Origin of the sequence: Pseudoalteromonas arctica (assembly GCF_012927645.1) — a bacterium.
Lineage (GTDB): Bacteria > Pseudomonadota > Gammaproteobacteria > Enterobacterales > Alteromonadaceae > Pseudoalteromonas > Pseudoalteromonas arctica_A.
The window spans coordinates 1-22,859 of sequence record NZ_JABBMT010000009.1 but is presented as its reverse complement, the minus strand read 5'-3'; the positions used below and the strand labels follow the sequence as shown (position 1 = coordinate 22,859).

The 22,859-nt window shown below is 41.1% G+C and carries 25 protein-coding genes and 4 pseudogenes; 19 read left to right on the top strand and 10 right to left on the bottom strand.

What is annotated here, in order from left to right; translation table 11 throughout:
- Window positions 1–51: 51 nt before the first annotated feature.
- The 5 genes and pseudogenes from HHO47_RS19315 to HHO47_RS19310 all read right to left on the bottom strand — a co-directional run bounded on the left by HHO47_RS19315 (window position 52) and on the right by HHO47_RS19310 (window position 2,073).
- Window positions 52–114, bottom strand: a complete 63-nt coding sequence (locus HHO47_RS19315) for a hypothetical protein (RefSeq protein WP_348981641.1) — start codon at window positions 112–114, stop codon at window positions 52–54.
- A gap of 13 nt (window positions 115–127) precedes the next feature.
- Window positions 128–289, bottom strand: coding sequence for a hypothetical protein (locus tag HHO47_RS07795; RefSeq protein ID WP_248290956.1), 162 nt, complete (start codon window positions 287–289; stop codon window positions 128–130).
- Between the two features lie 159 nt (window positions 290–448).
- Window positions 449–1,438 (bottom strand): annotated as a pseudogene (locus HHO47_RS07790) (RDD family protein).
- A gap of 67 nt (window positions 1,439–1,505) precedes the next feature.
- Entirely contained in the window at window positions 1,506–1,931 is a 426-nt protein-coding gene (locus tag HHO47_RS07785; RefSeq protein WP_248290955.1) for an enoyl-CoA hydratase/isomerase family protein, read from the bottom strand.
- A complete protein-coding gene (locus HHO47_RS19310; protein WP_248290954.1) occupies window positions 1,909–2,073 on the bottom strand; it encodes a hypothetical protein in 165 nt (54 codons plus the stop codon). The genes HHO47_RS07785 and HHO47_RS19310 overlap by 23 nt, the downstream gene beginning before the upstream one ends.
- A 227-nt stretch (window positions 2,074–2,300) precedes the next feature.
- On the opposite strand from HHO47_RS19310, the gene HHO47_RS07780 reads away from it, so the two are divergent.
- The 5 genes and pseudogenes from HHO47_RS07780 to HHO47_RS07765 all read left to right on the top strand — a co-directional run bounded on the left by HHO47_RS07780 (window position 2,301) and on the right by HHO47_RS07765 (window position 4,302).
- On the top strand, window positions 2,301–2,654 hold the full coding sequence (locus tag HHO47_RS07780) for a hypothetical protein (RefSeq protein ID WP_169019790.1): 354 nt from the start codon (window positions 2,301–2,303) through the stop codon (window positions 2,652–2,654).
- 99 nt (window positions 2,655–2,753) lie between these two features.
- Window positions 2,754–2,957 (top strand): annotated as a pseudogene (locus HHO47_RS19760) (DUF4277 domain-containing protein); the annotation flags it as partial.
- Between the two features lie 45 nt (window positions 2,958–3,002).
- Window positions 3,003–3,287: pseudogene (locus tag HHO47_RS19755) on the top strand (IS1634 family transposase); the annotation flags it as partial.
- A 52-nt stretch (window positions 3,288–3,339) separates the two neighbouring features.
- Window positions 3,340–3,507, top strand: coding sequence for a hypothetical protein (locus tag HHO47_RS07770; RefSeq protein ID WP_169019788.1), 168 nt, complete (start codon window positions 3,340–3,342; stop codon window positions 3,505–3,507).
- Between the two features lie 264 nt (window positions 3,508–3,771).
- Window positions 3,772–4,302 (top strand): hypothetical protein, encoded by a 531-nt coding sequence (locus tag HHO47_RS07765; RefSeq protein ID WP_169019787.1) that lies wholly within the window; start codon window positions 3,772–3,774, stop codon window positions 4,300–4,302.
- Between the two features lie 93 nt (window positions 4,303–4,395).
- Here the strand turns inward: HHO47_RS07765 and HHO47_RS07760 are convergent, their stop codons facing one another.
- From HHO47_RS07760 to HHO47_RS07745, 4 genes are all read right to left on the bottom strand, one after another.
- Window positions 4,396–4,908 carry a hypothetical protein gene (locus tag HHO47_RS07760; RefSeq protein ID WP_169019786.1) on the bottom strand — a complete coding sequence of 171 codons (513 nt, stop codon included), beginning with the start codon at window positions 4,906–4,908 and terminating at the stop codon, window positions 4,396–4,398.
- 139 nt (window positions 4,909–5,047) lie between these two features.
- Complete coding sequence (locus HHO47_RS07755; RefSeq protein WP_169019785.1) at window positions 5,048–5,524, bottom strand: FKBP-type peptidyl-prolyl cis-trans isomerase; 477 nt, start codon at window positions 5,522–5,524, stop codon at window positions 5,048–5,050.
- Window positions 5,521–7,938: a Lon protease family protein gene (locus tag HHO47_RS07750; protein ID WP_169019784.1), complete on the bottom strand. Its 2,418-nt coding sequence runs from the start codon at window positions 7,936–7,938 to the stop codon at window positions 5,521–5,523. Before HHO47_RS07750 ends, HHO47_RS07755 begins: the two co-directional genes overlap by 4 nt.
- Before the next feature lie 80 nt (window positions 7,939–8,018).
- Complete coding sequence (locus HHO47_RS07745) at window positions 8,019–8,477, bottom strand: zinc ribbon-containing protein (RefSeq protein WP_169019783.1); 459 nt, start codon at window positions 8,475–8,477, stop codon at window positions 8,019–8,021.
- 175 nt (window positions 8,478–8,652) lie between these two features.
- Here HHO47_RS07745 and leuS point away from each other — a divergent pair, with 175 nt between their 5' ends.
- The 14 genes from leuS to HHO47_RS07675 all read left to right on the top strand — a co-directional run bounded on the left by leuS (window position 8,653) and on the right by HHO47_RS07675 (window position 21,739).
- On the top strand, window positions 8,653–11,241 hold the full coding sequence (gene leuS / locus HHO47_RS07740; protein WP_169019782.1) for a leucine--tRNA ligase: 2,589 nt from the start codon (window positions 8,653–8,655) through the stop codon (window positions 11,239–11,241).
- Window positions 11,242–11,243: 2 nt separating this feature from the next.
- Window positions 11,244–11,738, top strand: a complete 495-nt coding sequence (gene lptE, locus HHO47_RS07735) for an LPS assembly lipoprotein LptE (RefSeq protein WP_169019781.1) — start codon at window positions 11,244–11,246, stop codon at window positions 11,736–11,738.
- Window positions 11,738–12,775: a DNA polymerase III subunit delta gene (gene holA, locus HHO47_RS07730; RefSeq protein ID WP_169019780.1), complete on the top strand. Its 1,038-nt coding sequence runs from the start codon at window positions 11,738–11,740 to the stop codon at window positions 12,773–12,775. Before lptE ends, holA begins: the two co-directional genes overlap by 1 nt.
- Window positions 12,776–12,790: 15 nt before the next feature.
- Window positions 12,791–13,426, top strand: a complete 636-nt coding sequence (gene nadD, locus HHO47_RS07725; protein WP_169019779.1) for a nicotinate-nucleotide adenylyltransferase — start codon at window positions 12,791–12,793, stop codon at window positions 13,424–13,426.
- Window positions 13,427–13,479: 53 nt separating this feature from the next.
- Window positions 13,480–13,797 (top strand): ribosome silencing factor, encoded by a 318-nt coding sequence (rsfS, locus tag HHO47_RS07720; RefSeq protein ID WP_169019778.1) that lies wholly within the window; start codon window positions 13,480–13,482, stop codon window positions 13,795–13,797.
- Between the two features lie 47 nt (window positions 13,798–13,844).
- The gene (rlmH, locus tag HHO47_RS07715; RefSeq protein ID WP_169019777.1) at window positions 13,845–14,315 is read left to right on the top strand and encodes a 23S rRNA (pseudouridine(1915)-N(3))-methyltransferase RlmH; all 471 of its coding nucleotides are present in this window, start codon (window positions 13,845–13,847) and stop codon (window positions 14,313–14,315) included.
- Between the two features lie 9 nt (window positions 14,316–14,324).
- Window positions 14,325–16,193: a penicillin-binding protein 2 gene (gene mrdA / locus HHO47_RS07710; RefSeq protein WP_169019776.1), complete on the top strand. Its 1,869-nt coding sequence runs from the start codon at window positions 14,325–14,327 to the stop codon at window positions 16,191–16,193.
- Entirely contained in the window at window positions 16,190–17,296 is a 1,107-nt protein-coding gene (gene rodA / locus HHO47_RS07705; protein ID WP_169019775.1) for a rod shape-determining protein RodA, read from the top strand. Before mrdA ends, rodA begins: the two co-directional genes overlap by 4 nt.
- A complete protein-coding gene (locus HHO47_RS07700) occupies window positions 17,296–18,069 on the top strand; it encodes a septal ring lytic transglycosylase RlpA family protein (RefSeq protein ID WP_169019774.1) in 774 nt (257 codons plus the stop codon). Before rodA ends, HHO47_RS07700 begins: the two co-directional genes overlap by 1 nt.
- A gap of 54 nt (window positions 18,070–18,123) precedes the next feature.
- Window positions 18,124–19,284: a serine hydrolase gene (locus tag HHO47_RS07695; RefSeq protein WP_169019891.1), complete on the top strand. Its 1,161-nt coding sequence runs from the start codon at window positions 18,124–18,126 to the stop codon at window positions 19,282–19,284.
- A gap of 221 nt (window positions 19,285–19,505) precedes the next feature.
- Window positions 19,506–19,784, top strand: a complete 279-nt coding sequence (gene ybeD / locus HHO47_RS07690) for a DUF493 family protein YbeD (RefSeq protein ID WP_169019773.1) — start codon at window positions 19,506–19,508, stop codon at window positions 19,782–19,784.
- A gap of 19 nt (window positions 19,785–19,803) precedes the next feature.
- Window positions 19,804–20,457 carry a lipoyl(octanoyl) transferase LipB gene (lipB, locus tag HHO47_RS07685; RefSeq protein ID WP_169019772.1) on the top strand — a complete coding sequence of 218 codons (654 nt, stop codon included), beginning with the start codon at window positions 19,804–19,806 and terminating at the stop codon, window positions 20,455–20,457.
- Window positions 20,454–21,419, top strand: coding sequence for a lipoyl synthase (lipA, locus tag HHO47_RS07680; RefSeq protein ID WP_169019771.1), 966 nt, complete (start codon window positions 20,454–20,456; stop codon window positions 21,417–21,419). Before lipB ends, lipA begins: the two co-directional genes overlap by 4 nt.
- Before the next feature lie 68 nt (window positions 21,420–21,487).
- Window positions 21,488–21,739, top strand: coding sequence for a hypothetical protein (locus HHO47_RS07675; RefSeq protein ID WP_169019770.1), 252 nt, complete (start codon window positions 21,488–21,490; stop codon window positions 21,737–21,739).
- Between the two features lie 59 nt (window positions 21,740–21,798).
- Here HHO47_RS07675 and HHO47_RS07670 read toward each other — a convergent pair.
- Window positions 21,799–22,858 (bottom strand): annotated as a pseudogene (locus HHO47_RS07670) (transposase).
- Between the last annotated feature and the right edge of the window lies 1 nt (window position 22,859).

Below are 22,859 nucleotides of genomic sequence, written 5' to 3'. Positions count from 1 at the left end.
TTTTTAGTTTTATAGCTAGCGCTTTTTGTAGCCTTTTATTTCCTATACACACTATTTAGTAAATAGCTTTTCAAACAATCGCTCTGCGTGTTTTAAGCCATCATCCGCAAGGATGACTGATTTGGCTTTACCTACCGGGTCGCCTATTAGGCCTTTTTTCGTGCAGCCGATTGGTAATATCCCAATCTATTTGTTTCCATGCACGACAATGATCGTGCAAAGTTAAATACATCAGCGCTAATGCGGCTTCATCTATTTTATCTTCATCGATTTGAGTTTCAGTACTCATAATCAGCTCCTAATTTGATAGTTTTATTAAGCTTATAGATAACCCTATATTTTTCAATCAAAGCGCTCTTTCGCCATAAATGGCGACCAACAACTTATCGTCATAGCCCATGCTTTAATCAAAGCAGAACTAAAAATACTCACTAAAGTGGTTTTTAACTTATTCCTTAATCGCGTCTTCTATCGTTTGCGTAGTAACAGGCTGATTTAAGCTACCTTTAATAACCACAGTTGCTGATATTTTATCTTGAATGGCTTGGCGGTTCGGATCCCAATAAACTTGTAAAAAACCTAGTAACCCAGTTGCAAACCCTGCGCCGTAGCCACCGTATCGGCCAAACGCATCCCATAAACTTAAATCTTCGCCACTAAGTGCGACAACGCGGATATTGCATACTTTTTTACCCGGTGTTTGGCCACGCCACAAAAGCGAAAATAATGTGAAGTACACCGCGGCTCAACCAAAGCCAAGACCTAAATCTTGAATGATTCCTTTGCCCCACTGTAAAATACTATTCACAGGTGCAGCTTTAACCGGTGCGTCTTCAGGTGCAGCCGTCTGCTCATCATCTTCAACCATTACTTTCAATAACAATCGGACAACCTGAGCGTTATCAAACTCATCTATTTCAGCCAGTTGTGGCACTTGAGCAACTAAATTGGCAAGCGCATTGCTTTGACAAGTCTGATCGCAATTTTGACTTGGTGCTGTTTGCGTTAAATAAGTATTTATCTGTTGTTTTTCCTCTGTATTTAATGGTGTTTCACGCTTAATTTTTATCCCTTGAATCGCGGCATCATCCTCAAAAAAATCGATTGCGATTGCAAGCACTGAGAGTGAACTTATAAATAATATACTGGCAGCAGTTATTTTTAATACTCTTCGCCAAACCGTCGACATTGTTGGTAAGTATTTTTGCGCTGTGCCTTTATAAAAAGCCATTGCAGCTACCAATGCGATCACAGCAGCACTGATCTTAGCCGCGAGAAAAATTAGCGCTACATCGATTACCATCGCGAGCGCGCGGCGAGTCGGTGAAGCAAGTGGCAGTCCCAATAACGCTTGATCTATTTTAAATGCATAGGGCGTAATAACTTCCTTAGTTTCAGCAGCTGTTAATGCTAATTGTTCTATTTGTTTCGCTTTCATTTACGCCTTTGTCCTTAAAATTAAATAGGTATCTTTATTTAGATTGTTATTGAGAGCAGCTTATAGCTCAAACCATCAAAGCTAGATTATCTATAAATGGTTTATTTTCTTCATTTATCACACGAATTATTTCTTTGTATAAACGTTTTTTGTGCTCAGCAAAAATGGCGCGCTTTTTATCAAATGTAGCGGCAAACGCCATTGCGTCCGCTAATAGACTATCTTGGTCTGTTGAGGCTTTTTCTATAACGTGATCAATTGCAAGTTCTGCTCCAGGGACGCGACGCCCTGTCAGTTTCATTTCGTTAAAGCGATAGTAAGGGAGCGCTTTTTTCACAAAGGCGATCATGCCGGGTAAGAATGGGATTGATAAATCCACTTCAGGGAAGCAAAAAAAGCCACGATCGCCGCGCATAAATCTAAAGTCACACGCGCATGCTAAAATTGCACCGTTACCAAAAGCATGACCATTAATGGCAGCGATCACTGGCATAGGAAAAAGCAGTAAGGTTTTCAACAACCTCTGCTAACGCTTGTTTTAGTTGATGTGCAAACTGTGGATTTTGGCGATTTTCGCCGTTTGTTAAGGTTAAAACCGCAACGTTATGTTGAGTGGTTAAGGAGATGATACTCATAAAGTCCCTCTTCAATTTTATAGTTTTTTAAAAAGATTTTTGCTCGTTTAAACGCAGACCGATGTTTAGTTTATCTGTTTAATTACAAACCATTGAGCCTGTAATAAACCAGTTTAAATTCATCACCCTTCATTTCATTTACATTGCGTCACATATTAGCAATTTATATATTTCAGTCTTATTGCATATTAGATACTATCTATATACTAATAATCATTAAAATACTTATGAAAAAGTTAACAATTGTATTGCTCTTACTTCTATTGTTATCAGGCTGCGCGAATTCGGCTAAAAATGATCTCGCAATATTAAAGAATCACACGGTATGTTGTATTAACTTAAACGATATTACATTCGTAGCGCAACAAACAAAGCAGTTTATTCATTTTGATTTGAAAAAGCAGCCTGTAAGACTTTTTGACGATGCGAAAAGTCCATTTATTGCAATTGAAAAACCTAGTGATAGTCGTTTTGCCCAAGTTTTTAGCTACGCTAATGGCGTATTTATTCAAAATACAACGCTTGTCTATCCTCAGTTATTGCTTTTGGATCTGTTGTTCCGCACCCCTAACTTGAATTAAACTCGCTCATTAAATAGCCACTTGATTTGCTTTTGTAAATAAAAGCTTGACGCAGAACCCTAGGTTTGATCTATTACTCTCTTTTGAGAGCCTAATTTTATGCCTGTTCCTTCTTCTAAAATACTTGATCATCACGGACTTGTTGCTGCCTTTTGTCACGACCTAGGATTTGCCGACATTATTGATAGTGCCTTAAGCGGCGCTGCGCCTGAGCGTAAAATCAGTTGTGGTCAATTGGTGACGGCAATGGTGTTGAACGGGTTAGGCTTCACGGGGCGAACCCTTCATATGTATAGCGAGTATTTTAGAAACAAGCCCGTCGATAAGCTTATTGGGGAAGGCGTATTACCTGAGCGCATTGAAGCGTTACTCATGGTAATGACTTGCTGCCTAATGGTGTACGCGGGGTTAGAGCATCAAATTCGCAAAACCTTAGTCGAGAAAGATTGTTACTTCCCAAATATGAAATACAAACCTGATCAAAGGCCAACAGCACGTTGGGTATTCCAGTGTTTCGAAGGAATAAGTATTATATATTTACCAGACAAAATTCCTATCGTTGCCAATTTGGAAGCGCGCAATCAAACCATCATTGATTGTTTAGGCGAACAGTATCAGAAAATTTATTCTTAAAGTGGGTGCGGAAGATCGGCCTTATCTATACGTTTTTTAATAAGGACTGAAAATGACATTACCTGACAATAATAAGCCGTTTGATGATTTGACTTCTGAAGAACAAGAAAAAGTGATGCAAGAGCTTGATGACGTTTTATCTAACAAAGATGGTAAACTTGAACAAGCTTTTGAAGAACATTGGAAGACTAAACATTCGTCATCAAAAGTTGATGACTAACGCCAGGCTAAACTATTGCTATGGCGAAGCCATGTAGACCGCGCAAAAACGCCTGATTTACCTCCTGGTTAACTAGGTCGTAACCAAGCGAAGCGCATCATAAACTATTTTTGCACGGAACCGCGCAAAGCGCCCCTGATAAACCTTTATAAATCCAATGTGGGCACTAAGTGGACAAGTGCTATAGAAATAAAAAAGCCAGTTAAAGCATAACGCTCTAACTGGCTGTTTTGTATCACTTTAAAGTGGTGGAGCTGGGGGGATTTGAACCCCCCGTCCGAAAAGCCTCGACCTGTTACTCCTCCCGATTCTGGTTACGATGATTCGCAATTAATTCAAGTTATAAGGGATTTTAAAGATCAAGAAAAAACATCTTCTGAACGCTTAAGCGGTGCTATAGGTGATATTAAAACTCAAGTACGCGATTCATCTGAAAGCTTAAAATCAGCAATAATAGATAATATTGAAAATCAAACTTCGAGTATTAACCTTTCAATAGACCAACTCAAGCAAACTAATGACTCAAATGCAGCTTTAAATAGAGATGCTATTTTTACGGTTTCCCGAGATATACAAAACTTACAGGCAAGTACACAAAGCCAATCTGACAACATAGTTAATGCTATTGCAAACCAGACAACAGCTCTTAACTTCAAAGTAGATGATACTAACTCTAAGCTTGACCAAACTAATGCGATACTTTCAAAAATAGAAGAAAACACCCAACAGTGTATCCCCTCTGAAAGCAATTCATGCCCTGCTGAGTGTGAACCTACACCTGAAAATAACCATTGATGGTTAAGGTAGTTATTATTCCAAAGGTAGGTTGCATCAATGATTAAATAATCAGTAAATAGTGTGCTGTTAGCTAAATAACCTAAACTCAAGTTAAATAGTAAAGTCGTCGCCTCGCCTTTTCATTTCGTTGATTACTAGCTCAATAATTTGTTGTTTTATTGCTGCCAGCTGAGACTTCACCTCACTAAGTTGCAACTGCAATCTATTTATCTCTTCTTGTTGTTGCTCGGTTTTATACTTTTTAGCCCCCATATGCTCAGCATCCACAGTCAAGCGATTGTCGTCTTCAGCTGGCCCATATTGGCTATTATCTATGGTTAAACTACGTTGTACTGTGCTCTGCTTAAGCTTATTTACTTGCTCTTGCAATGCAACCACTTGCTGGGTGAAATACTTATATGCCTTTTCTAAATTTTGATATTGCTCAGCAAATGTTGCATTATCTTCGCTGTACTTTTGAACCTTCGCATCTAAAAACTCTGATAAAACATAGTCAGGTTCTTCTTGTGATTCGTCACCTGTAGGTTGCCGCTCTGTTTCTATTAAAGACTGATTGTTATAACTAGAGGCTTGATATTGGATTGAGGCGGCTGAAATCTTCATTATTTTATCCCTAAAACAAAGTTGTAACTATTTCAGGTATCGACTGACGATTTAAATTCTTGAGTAGGATTGGCTAATGAGAGCAAATAAAAAAGCCCTACTTGATAAAGTAAGGCTTAATATACTTTTTACATTAAAATTACGACTCTATAGCCAGTAATTCCACCTCAAAAATAAGCAGTGACGCAGGAGGAATATCCCCTACTCGCTTTTCACCATAGGCGAGCTGGTGCGGTATATAAAACTGAAATTTATCGCCCGGGCTCATCAGTTGTAGGCCTTCTGTCCAGCCTTTTATAACTTGGTGCAAACCAAAGCTAATTGGGGTTTTACGATCTACTGAGCTGTCAAATATAGTGCCGTCGATTAAAGTGCCATGATAATGCACGTTTACCATGCTCGTAGGACTTGGTTTCTCCTCATTGCCACCACTGCTAACGACTGTATATTGTAAACCAGAGGCTGTCTCTGTTATGCCTTCAACTTTAGTGTTAGTGGCTAAAAAGTCACTGCCAAGCTGCGCATTAGCAAGCGATTGTTGCTTAACTTTTTTACTATTTTGAAAGATTAAGTAGCAAAATATAGCGATAATTATCACTAAAATAATATTAATCATGACTCTTCACTCTGTTCTTTTTCGTCTTCGTCACTATCGCCATTCACAATATCAGCAATTTCACTTAAACGCGCTAAAGCAATACCGTTTACTGAGTTTTCTGGATAAAGCCCATCTTTAAGCTCTCCTGCGGCAATATCCATCAATAAATTAAGCGCTTGATCAACGGTTTCAACTGCATAAATATGAAACTTGCCCAGTTCTACGGCATTGAGTATTTCGTCATCAAGCACTAAATTTACTTGATTCGATTTAGGAATTATCACGCCTTGCTCAGATGTTAGTCCGCGCATTTTGCACAGTTTAAAAAAGCCTTCTATTTTCTCGTTCACACCGCCAATGGCTTGCACATCACCGTGTTGATTTATTGAGCCGGTAAGCGCAATTGATTGGCTGATTGGTAAACTGGTAATAGCAGATATAAGTGCACATAGCTCAGCTAATGAGGCGCTGTCACCATCAATGTAGCCATAGCTTTGTTCAATCGCGATATTTGCACTCAATGTTAAACTAAATTGTTGTGCGTATTTGTTACCTAAATAACCAGTGAGTAGCATGACACCTTTGGAGTGAATGGCTTTACCCAACTCAGCTTCACGCTCAACGTCAATTACCCCATCGGCACCAGCATAAACTGTAGCGGTGATCCGTGCCGGAGTACCAAAAGAAGTATCGCCAATGTGTAATACTGTTAAACCGTTTACTTTACCAACGGCATGACCGTCGGTGGCAATTAAAGTATGCCCTTCTTTGATATCGCTGAGCATATTTTCGCTAATTTGCCCCGTACGATATTGCTTGCCTTCAATCGCTTCATCAATATGATGAGCATCAATTAAAGTTAAGTTATCTTGCTTAGTATAAAAACTGGCTTCTGCCACTAGCTCTAATACATCAGCAAAACGGGCTGAAAGCTTATTGTGGTGCTCTGCTTGGCGGTAGCTAAACTTCAGTAAGCGTGCCATTGCAGGCTCAGTTAAACTACACTTTAGCGTCTGCTCACAGTACTCAATCACTTTGGTGATAAATTGATACTGTAATTTATCACTGCTTGGCAGATAATAATCAAAATCGGCGAGCACTCTAAATAGTTCAGCAAACTCTTCATCGTACTCACCTATGGTGTAATACAATTCACGCGAGCCAAGTAAAATAATTTTCACATCGAGCGGAATTAACTGCGGACGTAAAGTAAAGCTACTGCCAACAGCGCTATCTTGGTACGGTAAATCATTTTTGATTTGATGCGTTTTCAGTGACAGTTTTAAACCATCCCACACTTGTGGGTTCGCCATCACTTTTTCAGCATCCATGATCAAGTAACCACCATTTGCGCGGTGTAATGCACCTGGTTGAATTGAGCGGTAGCTGGTGATCAATGAGCCTTGTGAAGTAGAGTATTCAATTTTGCCAAAAATATTACCAAAGGTAGGATTCGGCTCATACACTACTGGTGCGGCATCACCTTCTTTAAATTCAACTAAAATATTAGGTGCAAAAAAATCGGTAAGCATGCCTTTACGGTCAAAATCTTCTTTGTTTTCGTCGCTTTCGTCCTCATCATCAAGCCACTCAAGTACTGCATCAATAATTTCTACGCGAATGTCTTTTAAATAGCGTAATACGCCAATGTGCGCTGCATATTTATGTTCAAGGTCTTTTAATAACGGTTTAGTAGCAAGCTCTGCCGTGGATTTTTTTAAATTACGGAGTTTTTCAGATGATTCACGTTTCCAACGTGGTAGCTCAATAAGAGCCTCAATCAATGCGTCTTCGAGCTTTTCAATAACTTCGTAAAATTGTTCACGTAAATCGTCATCCAGCTCAGCAAATTCAGCATCGCTTAGTTGTTTGCCATCAATCAGCGGGGCAAAGCCAACCACACTTTTCTCTTCGATTAAGGCAACACTCTGCTCAAGTGCCGCAATTTCGACTTCGGTGATAGCCGCATCGTAGGCATCATTAAACTCACGGTCGATTTTTTTCTTTTTACGCTGGTACGCTGGGTTATCAAATGCTGCAGGGAAAGTATCAAGGACTTCATCGATAAAAGAGTCTATATCGTCAGCCAGCTGTTTACTCTGCCCTGCTTGTAGAAATAGTGCGATAGGCTCGCGGTGGTCGTCATAATTATTTACATATAACCATTCATTCGGTGTTGGGCGGCCTTTGCTGTGAGCTTGAAGTTTGTCTTTAACTAAAGTAAAGCGACCATGCGCGGCCTCTCCCATGACATACACATTGTAACCAGGTAATTCCATTCCTAACGAAAAATCCAGCGCGCTTTGCGCCCGCTGTTGACCAATAAAAGTCAAGGTTTCTGGATATGGATTGTTCATGCACGTTTGTACATGATTAAGTGAAATTGTCGGCGCAAGAGTCGACACAGATAAAGGCTGCAGTTTGTTCGTCATTCTAACTTCTTTTTATACCAACATATTCGTTGATTTTTAAGGTGGCATCAGTGCTCTAATAAGCACTATTCACTAACTATTTAAGGTTGTAGTGCCTTGCGGCTAAAGTAAATACCATCGCATTGTGAACACGCTGTAATTTGCGTTGCATGGTAAATATCATAACTATGTTGGCAATTCTTACATACTAATGTGCCCATGGCTATCCATTCACCTTGGTGATAGACCCCATTGTGCTTAAAATCTTGATTTAATGCGTGCCACTCAAATTGAGTTTTGTCTTCTATATGTGAAAGTTCAAACCACAAAGACTCTTTAAGCTCTTGCCATGCAAGAGAATCATAGTGCTTATCGTGTTCACGAATATGTTCAATATCGCGCTTTAAATAGTCTCGGTATAAAGTTAATTTTTCTTGTCCTAAATCTTTTAGCGCTTGTTCAGATTCAATAAACTTATCCATCGCATCTTTTAGCTCATGTTCTTTTACGTCTTTCAACCATGTGCTCAAATCGGTTAACCACGTCTTATAATCAGCCATTGTTTACTCCTTCAGAACTATGTTTAGCGAACCTATACCTTACACAAGTATAGGTTAACCTGCCCTGAAAACTAATTTCATATAAAATCCACTGATTTGACGCTGTGATTAGTGCTTTTTTTGGGGTATCCTAACGGCAATTTTTTATTAGTTTGCAAGAAGTCTGGAACCGTAGATGCAAGAGCAATATAACCCGCAAGAGATAGAGTCAAAAGTCCAAGCCTACTGGGAAGAAAACCAAGTATTTAAAGCCACTGAAGATGAGAGTAAAGAAAAGTATTATTGCCTTTCTATGTTCCCTTACCCAAGCGGCCGACTCCACATGGGCCATGTTCGTAACTATACCATTGGTGATGTTGTTTCTCGCTTCCAACGCTTGCAAGGCAAAAACGTAATGCAACCTATGGGTTGGGATGCGTTCGGTTTACCTGCTGAAAATGCGGCCATTAAAAATAAAACAGCCCCTGCAAAGTGGACTTACGAAAACATTGATTACATGCGTACCCAACTTAAGCAATTAGGTTTTGGTTATGACTGGGATCGTGAAATCGCTACGTGCCATCCAGATTACTACAAATGGGAACAATGGTTTTTCACTAAGCTTTACGAAACAGGCCTAGTGTACAAAAAAATGTCAACTGTAAACTGGGATCCAGTAGACCAAACCGTGCTTGCCAACGAGCAAGTAATTGACGGTCGTGGTTGGCGTTCAGGCGCTATCGTTGAACAAAAAGAAATTCCACAGTGGTTTATTAAAATTACTGATTATGCACAAGAATTACTTGACGACTTAGACAAGTTAGAAGATTGGCCTGAACAAGTTAAAACCATGCAGCGCAACTGGATTGGTCGCTCTGAAGGGTTAGATATCGAATTTAAACGCACTGATAATAACGAAACATTCAGCGTTTATACTACTCGCCCTGATACTTTCATGGGTGTTACTTATGTTGCTGTTGCAGGCGGACACCCTATTGCCCAAGAAGCAGCAAAAAATAGCGATGCAGTAGCACGCTTTGTTGAAGAATGTAAAAACACCAAGGTTGCCGAAGCTGACATGGCAACTATGGAGAAAAAAGGCATCGCAACGGGCTTTTTTGCTACTCACCCACTTACCGGTGAGCAAGTACCAATTTGGGTGGCGAACTTTGTACTAATGCATTACGGCTCAGGTGCTGTAATGGCAGTGCCCGCGCATGACCAACGTGACTTTGAATTTGCGACCGCTTACGGCTTAGACATCAAACAAGTCATTGCACCTATCGCAGGTTCAGATCTTGAAGTAAATCTAAATGAAGCGGCATTCACTGAAAAAGGTGTGTTAGTTAATTCAGCTGAATTTGATGGCCTTGATTTTGATGGCGCATTTAACGCTATTGCCGACAAACTTGAAGCTCTGGGGGTTGGTGAACGTAAAGTAAACTTCCGTCTACGTGACTGGGGTGTTAGCCGTCAGCGTTATTGGGGTTCACCAATCCCAATGTTAAGCGATGAAAACGGTAACGAACTTGCTGCCACTGCAGATATGCTGCCAGTGCGCTTACCTGAAGACGTGGTTATGAACGGTGTAACATCGCCAATTAAAGCTGATCCACAGTGGGCTAAAACCACTGTAAACGGCGTACCTGCGTTTCATGAAACAGACACTTTTGATACCTTTATGGAATCATCTTGGTACTACGCACGCTACTGTAGCCCTCGCCATGATAAAGGTATGCTAGATCCAGCAGCAGCGAACTACTGGTTACCAGTAAACCAATACATTGGTGGTATTGAGCACGCTATTTTACATTTATTGTACTCGCGCTTTTTCCATAAATTATTACGCGATTTTGGTTTAGTTAATTCAGATGAGCCGTTTGAGCGCTTATTATGCCAAGGCATGGTACTTGCCGAAACATTTTATCGTAAAGATGAAAAAGGTGGCGACATTTGGATCTCTCCTAGTGATGTAAATACTGAAACCGACGACAAAGGCCGCGTAACTAAAGCATGGCATAAAGTTGACGGCGAGCCAGTATTCTCATCAGGCATGAGCAAAATGTCTAAATCAAAAAATAACGGTATCGACCCACAACAAGTTATCGCTCAATACGGCGCAGACACAGTACGTTTATTTATGATGTTTACTGCACCACCAGAGCAAACCCTTGAATGGTCTGACTCTGGAGTAGAAGGCGCACATCGTTTCATTAAACGTATTTGGAAATACGCAGTTGACGTAAACATGGTTGGCTTCCAAACACTCGATAAATCAGCATTAAACAACGAGCAAAAAGTGCTTCGCCGTGAGTTACACAAGGCGATTGCAAAAGTGACTGATGATGTTGAACGTCGCCAAACATTCAATACGGCAATTGCCGCAATCATGGAAATTTCTAACAAATTGTTAAAAGCACCTTTAGCTGATAAACAAGATGTTGCGATTGCCAATGAAGCACTTGAAGCACTGCTAATTATGCTTGCACCAATTACCCCGCATTTGTCACATCAATTGTGGCAAGAATTGGGCAAAAAAGGCGATATTTTAGATGCGTCTTGGCCTGTTGTTGATGAATCAGCCCTTGTTGAAGATGAAAAGCTGATCATCGTACAAGTTAACGGTAAGCTACGTGCTAAATTAACCGTGCCCGCTGATGCCACTAAAGAGCAAGTAGAAGCACTAGCATTTGCTGAACCTAACGTGTCTAAGTTCACTGATGGCGTAACAATCCGTAAGGTTATTTACGTACCAGGTAAACTTCTTAACGTGGTAGCTAACTAATTATGGCTGCTATTCACGCCATTAAAAACGGACTAGCCTTAGCGCTAGTCTGTTTTTTGTTATCTAGTTGCGGCTTTCACCTTAAAAAAGCCTCAAGCCTGCCTGATGACTTGGCCACCTTAACCTTAATCGGTGATGATGAAAAGTCAGCGTTATTTACCATGCTTGAAAAAGAACTTACGCTGAGCACAGTTGAGTTACTCGACACGCCAAAGAAAAACGTAGCGCAACTGTATTTATTTAAAGATCGTTTAGAACGCCAAACCTTATCATTATTTAAAAATGGTCAGGTTGCTGAGTACGAGCTGGCTTACAGTGTAAGTTACTTACTCAAACGCCCAGGCAAAGAAGCAATTGAACAACGTTTTGAGCTGTATCGTAATTATCAAGACGATCCAGATAACGCGTTAGCAAAAGCAAAAGAGTTAGAGTTGCTACTGAGTGAAATTCGCATGCAAGCCAGTCGTCGTATTGTTAGAGAGCTGTCGCAACTGTAATGCGCTGTTATGCGAATCAATTACCCAATGAATTAAAAAAAGGCTTACAGCCTTTTTATTTAGTTTTTGGTGAAGAACCCTTTCAAGTTACGCAATGTGCTCAACAAATTCGTCAGATTGCGAAACAACAAGGTTTTGATGAGGTTGTTAAATTTACCTTAATGCCCGGTTTTGATTGGCAAGAACTGATTGCTCAATACCAAAGTATGTCGCTCTTTAGTGCGCGCACTTTAATTGAGCTAGATCTTAATTTTCAAAAACCAGGTATTGTTGGTAGCCAAACGTTTAAACAGCTCGTAGCACTAAACAACCTAGACACTGTACTTATTGTAAAAGGGGCCAAGGCCAGTCAAGATATTCAGCGCAGCGCATGGTTTAAGTCATTAAATAAACTAGGCGTATTTGTACCCTGCTACCCCCTGATCGGCAATCATTTAAGCCGTTGGCTGGATGAGCAGTGCCAGCGCTTAAAAATCAATATGCTAACAGATGCTAAACGTACCTTAATAGATGCTACCGAAGGTAATTTATTAGCGTGTTTTCAAGAGCTCGAAAAACTGTCGTTATTGCATGGCACTGCTATGATCGATCAACAGCAGGTTTTACAAGGGCTACTGAATCAAGCCAAGTTTGATATTTTTGATTTAAGTGATGCGCTATTACAAGGTAATAGCCGCCAAGCAATTAAAGTATTGAATAAACTCGTGGGTGATAATACCGAAGCGGTCAGTATATTATGGACCATTAATAAAGAAGCAAATACCTTACTTAACCTGCAATTAGGCTTACAGCAAGGTGAATCGTTAGCTAATTTATTTAACCAAAAAGCGATATGGAAAAACCAACAAGGGCCGATTCAACAAGCACTCAATCGTTTATCGATTGCAACGCTTGAGCAGATTACGCAACTGTTGGCGCAATTTGATGCCAGCTACAAGCAAGGTAATTTAGTCAAGCCGTATCAAGCATTGGCGCATATTTGCTTGGTGTTTTGTCAGCCTTTAACTATCCCCCTACCTGCCCACCCGGTCGATTAATTCTTTGGAGCTTAGATGATTGCTATTTTTGGTGGCACTTTTGACCCCGTTCACTTAGGCCATTTAAATATGGCAAAACACTGTGTAAAGCACTTTAATTTAACCACTTTATATTTTATGCCTTGTGCGATCCCTGCACATAAAGCCGCACCAGGCATTAGTACAGAGCATCGCGTCGCCATGCTCAATGCAGCAATTACTCCTTACCCTTATTTTCAACTTGATTTACGTGAACTCAATCGCAGTGGCCCATCATATTCTTTATTAAGCCTACAAGAGTTACGTGCAAAAAATCCTGATACGCCATTGCTTTTTTTAATTGGCATGGATTCATTTAATAACTTAGAGAGATGGTTTGAATGGCAAACAATTACTCAGCTTTGTCATCTTGTGGTATTTCAGCGCCCGGGTCTAAAAAGCACTGCCCATGGCGAGTTGCTCGCATACCAACAAGCCGCCGAATGTAACAATAGCACAGAGCTTACAATGCAAGCTGGCGGAAAATTATACTTTTTAGCCGGCGAAGAAATGGCCATTGCCTCAAGCGATATTCGCAAGGCGATTAAAAATGGCATAAATTACAATGAACTTCTTCCGACTGGCGTGAGTCAGTATATTCAAACGCAGCAACTTTATCTAAGTGGTGAATAAAAACCTGTTGCGTGATAAAATAACAGCTATTCACTTTTTAATGAGATAACACCTTGGATACGAAACAACTCCTCGCCTTTGCTATAGACAAAATTGACGATATGAAAGCACGTGATGTGGTTAATATTGATGTAACTGCAAGCTCAGACATCACCGACTTTATGGTTGTGTGCTCTGGTACGTCTAAGCGCCATGTATTGTCAATTGCTGATCATTTAGCAAAAGAAGCTCGTCACGCAGGTCAAGAGCCTCTTGGCTATGAAGGCCAAAGCGATGGTGAGTGGGCACTGGTTGATTTAGGCGATGTAATCGTACACGTTATGCAAGATCAAGCACGTAGCTATTACGACCTCGAAAAACTATGGAGCTAATACCAAGCTAACCGCTCACTAATTTTAATCGAGTTTGGATGTAACACGTGAAAATACAGATGATTGCCGTTGGCACCAAAATGCCAGCGTGGGTAGAAACGGGCTTTGCAGAATATCAACGCCGCTTTCCAAAAGATATGGCGCTGGAGTTAATTGAAATCCCCGCAGGCAAACGTGGTAAAAATGCAGATATTAAACGTATTTTGCATATTGAAGGCGAAAAAACCTTAGCCGCTATCCCTAAAGGCAATCGTATTGTCACACTTGAGGTAACAGGCAAAGCGCTTGATACTCACCAATTAGCAAAAAACATGGAGAAGTGGCAACTGGATGGCCGCGATGTAAGTTTGCTAATTGGTGGCCCTGAAGGCTTAGCGCCAGAGTGTATTGCGGCCTCAGAGCAAAAATGGTCATTATCAAATTTAACCCTACCACATCCTTTGGTGCGTATTATTATTGCAGAAAGTCTATATAGAGGCTGGAGCTTAAACAATAACCACCCGTATCACCGCGAGTAACATTTACTCATGCGCAAACACAGACCCACAATTAGAGACCACTCAGCAGAAGCTAACCTATTTGCTCGTCGCGCCTTTGTCGGGTTCGTATTTGTTACAATTTTAGTCGCGGTGTTGCTATCTAATTTATATACCATTCAAGTTGATGATCACCAAGATTATCAAACCCGCTCGAATGACAACCGCATTAAAGTTATACCAATAGCACCCAACCGCGGCCTTATTTATGATCGCAATGGTGTGTTGCTCGCTGAAAATAAACCCGTTTATAACTTAGAGGTTATTCCGGAGGACGTTGATGATCTTGATACAGCACTGTCTAATTTAACGCAATTTATTGATATTTCAGAGCAACAAAAAAACGATTTTCTTGATGATATAAAACACAACCGTCGCTTTAAGAGCCAAGTATTAAAAGCACGTTTAAACGAACAAGAAGTGGCTCGCTTTTCGGTTAATCAACATAAATTCCCTGGGTTTAGTATCGAAGCGCGTTTGGCACGCTACTACCCGTTTGCAGACACCTTAACCCATGCGTTAGGGTACGTTGCTAAACTCAATAAAAAAGAACTCGCTCAGCTCGAAGCACAAGAGCAAGGTACTAATTACCGTGCAACCCATGATATTGGTAAACTCGGTATTGAAAAATATTATGAGCAATTACTACATGGCCAAGTAGGCTCACAGCGGGTTGAAGTTAATAATCGAGGTCGCGTCATTCGCACTTTAAGTATGACTCCTCCGCAGCCGGGTAATGATCTTGTTCTTACTCTTGATGTTGGCTTACAGCAAATTGCCCAACATGCACTTAAAGATATGCGTGGTGCTGTGATCGTCATGGACGCCAAAGACGGAGGCATATTAGCGCTTTATTCCAATCCTAGTTACGATCCAAATTTATTTGTTCACGGCATTAGCAGTAAAAACTATAAAGCCTTATTAAATCCTGACCGACCTCTAATCAATCGAACCACACAAGGGCGTTATGCGCCGGCATCGACGGTAAAACCTCACATGGCTATTCTGGCTCTTGAAGAAGGTCTCGTTACCGAGCAAACGTCGATGTGGGATCCGGGCTTCTTCCAAATTCCAAATGTTGATCATAAGTGGCGTGATTGGAAGCGTTGGGGCCATGGTCATGTTGATGTTTACAAAGCTATTGAAGAGTCGTGTGATACCTATTTTTATGATGCCTCTTATCGATTAGGGATCACCAAAATAAGTGATTTTATGGCACAGTTTGGCTACGGTGATTTAACCGGTATCGATATTCATGAAGAAACCACGGCTATTTTGCCATCCAAAGAATGGAAAGAAGGCCGTTTTAAAGAGTCATGGTGGCGTGGCGATACTATCTCTGTTGGTATAGGCCAAGGTTATTGGACCGCAACTCCCCTACAAATCGCAAACGCGATGAATATATTAGTAAATCGTGGCGTTAACCACCCACCACACTTAGTGCAAGTAGTAAAAAAAGACAATGACGTCACACAGATCAATAATGAAGAAAAGCCACCTGTTATTTTAAAAGATCCTCGCCATTGGCAAGTCGCATTAGATGCTATGCATAACACAGTTCAAAAAACATCAGGTACTGCACACAAAGCATTTAAAGGAACCAATTACGATTCAGCAGGTAAAACTGGCACCGCACAAATAGTCAGTATCGCTCAAGGTGAGCGTTACGATGCAAAATCCCTCAAAGAGCGCCAACGTGATAACACTATCTATGTAGGTTTTGCACCTTATGAGGATCCTAGAATCGTTGTTTCTGTTGTTCTAGAAAACAATCATGGCGGCGTGCAAATTGCTCGCCAACTAATGGATTACTACTTTGCTGCAAACCCCGTTAATCTTGCAAGGAGTAACACACCATGACCAGTTTGCATGATGGCCGTTCAATCTGGATGCGTATGCATCTTGACTTGCCGCTATTACTGGCATTACTATTAATGATGACAGGCAGTGTAACCGTTGTTTATAGTGCCAGTGGTCAAGATCCAGCAATGATGATCCGTCATATTACCCGTATGGGCAGCGCTGTTTTAGGTATGATTATTTTAGCGCAGTTCTCACCTGCGACCTTAAAGCGGTTAGTTATTCCTTTATATTGTGCTGGATTACTGATGCTAGTTGGGGTGCTGTTATTTGGCGTCAGCTCCAAAGGCGCTCAGCGCTGGTTAGATTTAGGCATTACCCGTTTTCAACCTGCTGAATTAATGAAAATAGCCGTGCCTATGATGGTCGCTTGGTATATTGGCCGTAATCATTTACCACCACGAGCACTGCACTTAGTTGTTGGCTTTATTATTGTTATGGTCCCCACACTCCTGATCAAAGAACAGCCCGACTTAGGCACATCCATCTTAATTGCCAGTTCAGGGATCTTTGTATTGTTTTTGTCTGGTTTAAGCTGGCGATTAATCGGCTTTTTGAGCGCTTTGGTTGCTTTGGCTGCGTGGCCTTTTTGGCATTATGGTATGCATGACTATCAAAAGCAGCGAGTACTCACTTTGTTCAATCCAGAAAGCGATCCTCTTGGCTCTGGTTATCATATTATCCAATCAAAAATAGCTATCGGCTCTGGTGGTATTGAAGGTAAAGGGTGGCTGCAAGGCACGCAATCACAATTAGAATTTTTACCTGAACGCCATACTGATTTTATCTTCTCAGTACTTAGTGAGGAATTTGGCCTGTTTGGTGTATGTGTTTTATTGTCCATGTATTTATTTATTATTGGTCGCGGTTTGTATATCGCAGTTAATGCTCAAGATGCCTTTGGTAAATTACTGGCAGGAGCACTCACACTGACTTTTTTTGTTTATGTATTTGTAAATATTGGCATGGTATCAGGGTTACTACCTGTGGTGGGTGTACCATTGCCATTGATAAGTTATGGCGGTACATCAATGGTCACCTTAATGGCCGGATTTGGCATTATCATGTCTATCGCAACTGATAAAAGGATGCTATTAAAATAATGCGCTACTGTTTAAAAATATTCAGCTGTTTGTGGTTAGTGGTTTTTTTAAGTGCCTGTAGCTCTTCAGGTATAAATCACAGTGACCGTTATAGTATGCGTCATGATTCCGCACCACTGAGAGTGCCAACTGAATTAGAAATGCAAGATGCCATAGTCACAGAGGTTAGCAAAAGTGCCAGTGCTGGGCGCGCTTACACTGTGAACGGCAAAAACTATACTCCGATGCTGGATGAAACGGGTTATAGTGAAGAAGGTATCGCTTCTTGGTATGGCCGTAAATTTCATGGCTATCACACCTCAAATGGCGAAGTCTATGATATGTTTGCGATGACTGCAGCGCATAAAACGCTACCCTTACCTAGCTTTGTAAAAGTAACCAACACCAGTAATGGCAAATCTGTGATTGTTCGTGTAAATGATCGTGGTCCATTTCATGATGACCGCTTAATCGATTTATCCTATGCAGCAGCGTATAAACTTGGTTACTATCATCATGGTACAGCCAAGGTTAAGCTTGAGGCTATCACAATGCCCGATTCGACTGCGCGTTTGAGTTATATTCAAGTCGCTGCAGGCAGTACCTTAAAAAATATTGAAGCATTAGCGTACACCTTACGCCAGCAATACCAATTACCCACTAATATTGTGGAAAAAGATGCTATTTATAGGCTGCGTTTAGGACCAATTAAAAATGCTGAACAAGCTCAGCAAGTGCTTGAAAAACTAAAACAGGATCAATTTAAAAACGCGTTCTTGCTTTACAGTCAGTAAGACCTTTAGAATGGGGTAAACGCGAATCTTTAACTTTAACCATTAATGAGTATGATGAAATCTATTAAATCCAAAATTATTAGCGGTGTATGTGGCGTAGTTTGCTCTGCTGCCGTTTTTTCTGTGACCGCCCAAATCATCCCAGCACCGCCCCAAGTTAATGCAAAAGGTTATTTTCTTGTTGATTTTACCACTGGTAAAGTTATTGCCGAGGGTGAAGCTGATACTCGCCTAGCGCCTGCTAGTTTAACTAAAATGATGACCAGCTACGTCATTGGCACCGAAATCAAAGCGGGCAATATAGCGCCAACAGACATGGTTACGGTAAGCGAAAAAGCGTGGGCAAAAAACTTTCCTGAATCATCAAAAATGTTTATCGAAGTCGGTAAGCAGGTCACTGTCGATGATTTAAACCACGGTATTATTATCCAGTCAGGTAATGATGCTTGTGTAGCAATGGCAGAACATATTGCCGGGAGCGAAAGCGCATTTGCAGACTTAATGAATGCTCATGCTGAGAAGTTAGGCATGAGTAACAGCCACTTCATTAACAGTCATGGCTTAGACACTAACGAACACTTCACAACCCCACGGGATATGGCCACCCTAGGTGCAGCACTTATTCGTGATGTGCCTGACGAGTATGCCGTTTACGCACAAAAATCATTTACTTTTAACGGCATCAAGCAATACAACCGTAACTCACTGTTATGGGACGAAAGCTTAAACGTTGACGGGATAAAAACCGGCCACACATCTGAAGCAGGCTATAGTTTAGTTACATCAGCTACCAAAGACGAAATGCGTTTAATTGCCGTGGTTATGGGTACTTCAAGTGAACGTGCACGTAAAGTAGAAAGTAAAAAATTACTTAACTATGGTTTTCGTTTTTTTGAAACAATCACACCTTACAAAGCCGGCGACAGTTTTGCCGAGCAACGTATTTGGATGGGTAACAAAGAAAATGTATCGTTAGGCATTTTAGTTGATACGCCGATCACTATTCCACGCGGCCAACGTAAAAATTTAAAAGCCGACTTTAAACTTGATAAGGTTTTAGAAGCACCATTAGCAAAAGGCTCTACCGTCGGTACTTTATCTTTACAGCTTGAAGGCGAAGTAATTGCTCAGTATCCTCTGGTAACACTTGAAGAAGTTGAAGAAGGTAGCTTCTTTGGTAAGATTTATGATTACCTACGTTTACAAATAATGTAATACCCAAACAAAGAATATAAGCGCCTTGCAAAGCAAGGCGTTTTTTTTTGCTTTAAAGATGGTAGAATGCGCCCCATATCTAACCCGCAAATAACCTGAATACCAATTCTCTTACATAAGCGGTTAATTCAATTGCTATAAAGATCGAGAACAGGTTATCTAATCGGTTTATTGTTTAGTAAAATAGTACTAAACGCACATAAGTATGAGGAGTCAACGTCATGGCTACACCTGTAAAAGATACTCATTTTGATGAGTACTTAGAGTACCCTTGCCCATTTACATTTAAAATAATGGGCTTAGCAAACGTTAATTTAACTGATCAGGTTCTAACTAAGTTACAAGTAATTGCGCCAGGCGATTACGCACCAAAAGTTAAGCCAAGCAGTAAAGGGAACTACGAGTCAATTACGCTCGTTGCAACCGTGACAAGTGGTAAACACATTGAAGAAATCTACAACGTGATCAGTGCGATTGATGACGTTCGTCACATGCTTTAAACCATAATTGGAGTTTGCAGTGAGCGAGAACATGTTAATCGTACGTCAGTTAGGCCGTCAGCGTTACATGCCAATATGGCAAAAAATGCAAGCATTTACCGACACCCGCGATGATGTCGTTGCCGATGAAATTTGGCTTGTTGAACACCAGCCTGTTTTTACCCAAGGTCAAGCAGGGAAAGATGAGCATGTGCTGGCACCAGGCGATATAGAAGTGATCAAGGTCGACCGAGGTGGTCAAGTAACTTACCACGGCCCTGGCCAGCAAATGATGTACGTGTTGTTTAATCTGCGGCGTTTAAAAATAGGCGTACGTGAGCTGGTGACCTGGCTAGAAGAGTGTATTATCGACACATTGCAAGAGTATAGCATTGATGCCTACGCTAAAGCTGATGCGCCAGGTGTCTACGTTAATGACAGCAAAATAGCTTCATTAGGTCTACGCGTTCGTCGTGGCTGTTCTTTTCATGGCCTAGCACTAAACGTAAATATGGATTTAAGCCCATTTTTACGTATTAACCCGTGTGGTTATGCAGGCATGAATATGGTGCAAACAACCGATCTAAACGGTCCAGAAAACCTTGAACAAGCAGGCGCTGGACTCGTAAAACACATGATAAAAAAACTTAATGCAACTAAAGTTAAGTATACTGAAGGGTTTGAAAACGAATGAATAAACCAGTCAAGATGGAACCAGGGGTAAAACTACGCGACGCAGAAAAAATGGCGTTGATCCCAGTTAAAGTATTACCTACTGAAAAAAACGAAATGTTGCGTAAGCCAGAATGGCTAAAAATTCGCTTACCTAAATCGACTGAGCGCATTGATGGCATTAAACAAGCCATGCGCAAACACGGTCTGCATTCAGTCTGCGAAGAAGCATCTTGCCCTAACTTATCGGAGTGTTTTAACCACGGTACTGCCACCTTTATGATTTTAGGTGCAATTTGTACTCGTCGTTGCCCATTTTGTGATGTGGCTCACGGTCGCCCGTTAACACCAGACGCCGCAGAGCCTGAAAAGTTAGCACTAACAATCAGAGACATGAAGTTAAGCTACGTGGTGATCACCTCAGTTGACCGTGATGACTTACGTGATGGTGGCGCACAACATTTTGCTAATTGTATTCGTGAAATTCGTAAGTATAACCCAAAAATCACCATCGAAATTTTAGTGCCTGATTTTCGTGGACGTATGGACCGAGCACTTGAGATTTTAATCGAAACGCCACCTGATGTGTTCAATCATAACCTTGAAACGGCGCCACGTTTATACAAACTTGCGCGTCCTGGTGCTGACTACAAATGGTCATTAGAATTACTACGTCGCTTTAAAGAAGCGCACCCTGAAGTGAAAACTAAATCGGGTCTAATGGTAGGTCTCGGTGAAGAAATTAGCGAAATCGAAGAAGTGCTACGTGATTTACGTGCGCACAATGTCGATATGCTCACGGTTGGTCAATACCTACAGCCATCAAAACATCACTTACCAGTAAAACGCTACGTGCCACCCGCAGAGTTTGACGCGCTTAAAGAATACGCTGATGAAATTGGCTTTACACATGCCGCATCAGGCCCATTTGTTCGTTCAAGCTATCATGCTGATCAACAAGCTGCCGGTAAAGAAGTGAAATAATCCTTCTAGCAACTAAACAATGATACTTTGTACTACATCGTTATCATGTACTGGGAGCTAGATAAATAATGGCGGGTAATATTCCTAAAATAAGGGAGTTTCCCGCCGATAATCGTTATTGGCGAGTAGACGCTTTTGGCGCAATTATCCGAAATCATAATGTTCCTTCCGAGCCATTTATTCAGATTGTAATTAGCCCATTTCTCGATACTGAATTAACTTCCAAAGAACCAAAGTCGTTAGCAGCTGTTAATGCTACTGACTATGGCCAACAACAGTCGATTGAAATTGGTGTTGGTCAACTACCTTTTATTTCGTAAGCGTCTGCTAATGTTGGGACGATTTGGCTTGGTGGCTAAGGGATCCCCAGAAATAATCACTAAGTTTCAATTACATCACTCACATCCATATTTTTCCAATCGAGTTGCACTACCACCTGTACGAAATAGGCTAGTCCTGCCAAATAATCTCGCCGTCGCAGTTTAATGGACTGTTTTTTGAAGTATCGCAGCCCAACAAATGCCCATGACACTACTCGTCTTTTTTTGGTTGAGTTAGCTTGAAAAGCGCCTGTCTTTCCTGCTTTGTCTATCACTGCCCCCAGCATCATTGAGAACCAATGAGCCAGTGTGCCAAGCAGCAACAGTATGTCTAATCGATAGAGTTTGTTTGTCCTGTGCAGATCTGAGCCTAAGCCGAACCTAACACTTTTTTGATCTCGAAATCCTGCTTCTATCTGCATTCTTATACCATATAATTTGAGCTCTTTTTCGAGAAAGTGGTGCCTCTTTGGAAGAGAAGAAACGAGTAGCCAAGGCTCCTTATAACCACGTTTTTTATCTCTTTTTAATAACTTATGTCCCTTGCCAACCAGCACTGCCCTGCGTTTTCAAATGTGCCGTACCTCGAACTCGGCTAATATAATGCCAGCCATTATTTCGCACGGCTTTGAGCCAAGGAACTTTAAAACCCGCATCCGTCACAATTACGGGCCGGCAGTCACCCGGCAAAATCAGTTTGAGCATCTTTAAGAACCGTTTTTGAACTTTTGGGCAATGATACTGAAAACTGAATGCACTTTCCTGATACAGGGTCAGAGAACGACCTTCACTGACAATGCTGGCACGCAGAATACAGTATTTGGTTTGTGTATCAGCATGACTCCAATCAACCAAAATGACGGGATGCTTTTCAGTGACCACAAAACGGCTTAAGCGAACATAAACTGTTGTTGATTCACGCAAAAGCGCGTGGTTACTGAGTAGTCGATCAATACGTTTAATATCATGTTTTTCAGTTGTTTTTGAATTCAAGTTGCGGCCGATAGAAGTCAAGGTACATTGCTGACAGTGCAATAGAGATTTAACGGCAGCGACTAAAGTATTAAATCTGGCTTTATGAATTGAGTTAGGGGTGACAGCGTGGAGCATATTGTGCAAA

Excerpts from the sequence above, each read along its gene's own strand:
- HHO47_RS07795 (WP_248290956.1), bottom strand. The coding sequence starts at position 289 with ATGAGTACTGAAACTCAAATCGATGAAGATAAAATAGATGAAGCCGCA.
- HHO47_RS07785 (WP_248290955.1), bottom strand. The coding sequence starts at position 1,931 with ATGCCAGTGATCGCTGCCATTAATGGTCATGCTTTTGGTAACGGTGCA.
- HHO47_RS19310 (WP_248290954.1), bottom strand. The coding sequence starts at position 2,073 with ATGAGTATCATCTCCTTAACCACTCAACATAACGTTGCGGTTTTAACC.
- HHO47_RS07780 (WP_169019790.1), top strand. The coding sequence starts at position 2,301 with ATGAAAAAGTTAACAATTGTATTGCTCTTACTTCTATTGTTATCAGGC.
- HHO47_RS07770 (WP_169019788.1), top strand. The coding sequence starts at position 3,340 with ATGACATTACCTGACAATAATAAGCCGTTTGATGATTTGACTTCTGAA.
- HHO47_RS07760 (WP_169019786.1), bottom strand. The coding sequence starts at position 4,908 with ATGAAGATTTCAGCCGCCTCAATCCAATATCAAGCCTCTAGTTATAAC.
- HHO47_RS07755 (WP_169019785.1), bottom strand. The coding sequence starts at position 5,524 with ATGATTAATATTATTTTAGTGATAATTATCGCTATATTTTGCTACTTA.
- HHO47_RS07750 (WP_169019784.1), bottom strand. The coding sequence starts at position 7,938 with ATGACGAACAAACTGCAGCCTTTATCTGTGTCGACTCTTGCGCCGACA.
- HHO47_RS07745 (WP_169019783.1), bottom strand. The coding sequence starts at position 8,477 with ATGGCTGATTATAAGACGTGGTTAACCGATTTGAGCACATGGTTGAAA.
- leuS (WP_169019782.1), top strand. The coding sequence starts at position 8,653 with ATGCAAGAGCAATATAACCCGCAAGAGATAGAGTCAAAAGTCCAAGCC.
- lptE (WP_169019781.1), top strand. The coding sequence starts at position 11,244 with ATGGCTGCTATTCACGCCATTAAAAACGGACTAGCCTTAGCGCTAGTC.
- holA (WP_169019780.1), top strand. The coding sequence starts at position 11,738 with ATGCGCTGTTATGCGAATCAATTACCCAATGAATTAAAAAAAGGCTTA.
- nadD (WP_169019779.1), top strand. The coding sequence starts at position 12,791 with ATGATTGCTATTTTTGGTGGCACTTTTGACCCCGTTCACTTAGGCCAT.
- mrdA (WP_169019776.1), top strand. The coding sequence starts at position 14,325 with ATGCGCAAACACAGACCCACAATTAGAGACCACTCAGCAGAAGCTAAC.
- rodA (WP_169019775.1), top strand. The coding sequence starts at position 16,190 with ATGACCAGTTTGCATGATGGCCGTTCAATCTGGATGCGTATGCATCTT.
- HHO47_RS07700 (WP_169019774.1), top strand. The coding sequence starts at position 17,296 with ATGCGCTACTGTTTAAAAATATTCAGCTGTTTGTGGTTAGTGGTTTTT.
- HHO47_RS07695 (WP_169019891.1), top strand. The coding sequence starts at position 18,124 with ATGAAATCTATTAAATCCAAAATTATTAGCGGTGTATGTGGCGTAGTT.
- ybeD (WP_169019773.1), top strand. The coding sequence starts at position 19,506 with ATGGCTACACCTGTAAAAGATACTCATTTTGATGAGTACTTAGAGTAC.
- lipA (WP_169019771.1), top strand. The coding sequence starts at position 20,454 with ATGAATAAACCAGTCAAGATGGAACCAGGGGTAAAACTACGCGACGCA.
- HHO47_RS07675 (WP_169019770.1), top strand. The coding sequence starts at position 21,488 with ATGGCGGGTAATATTCCTAAAATAAGGGAGTTTCCCGCCGATAATCGT.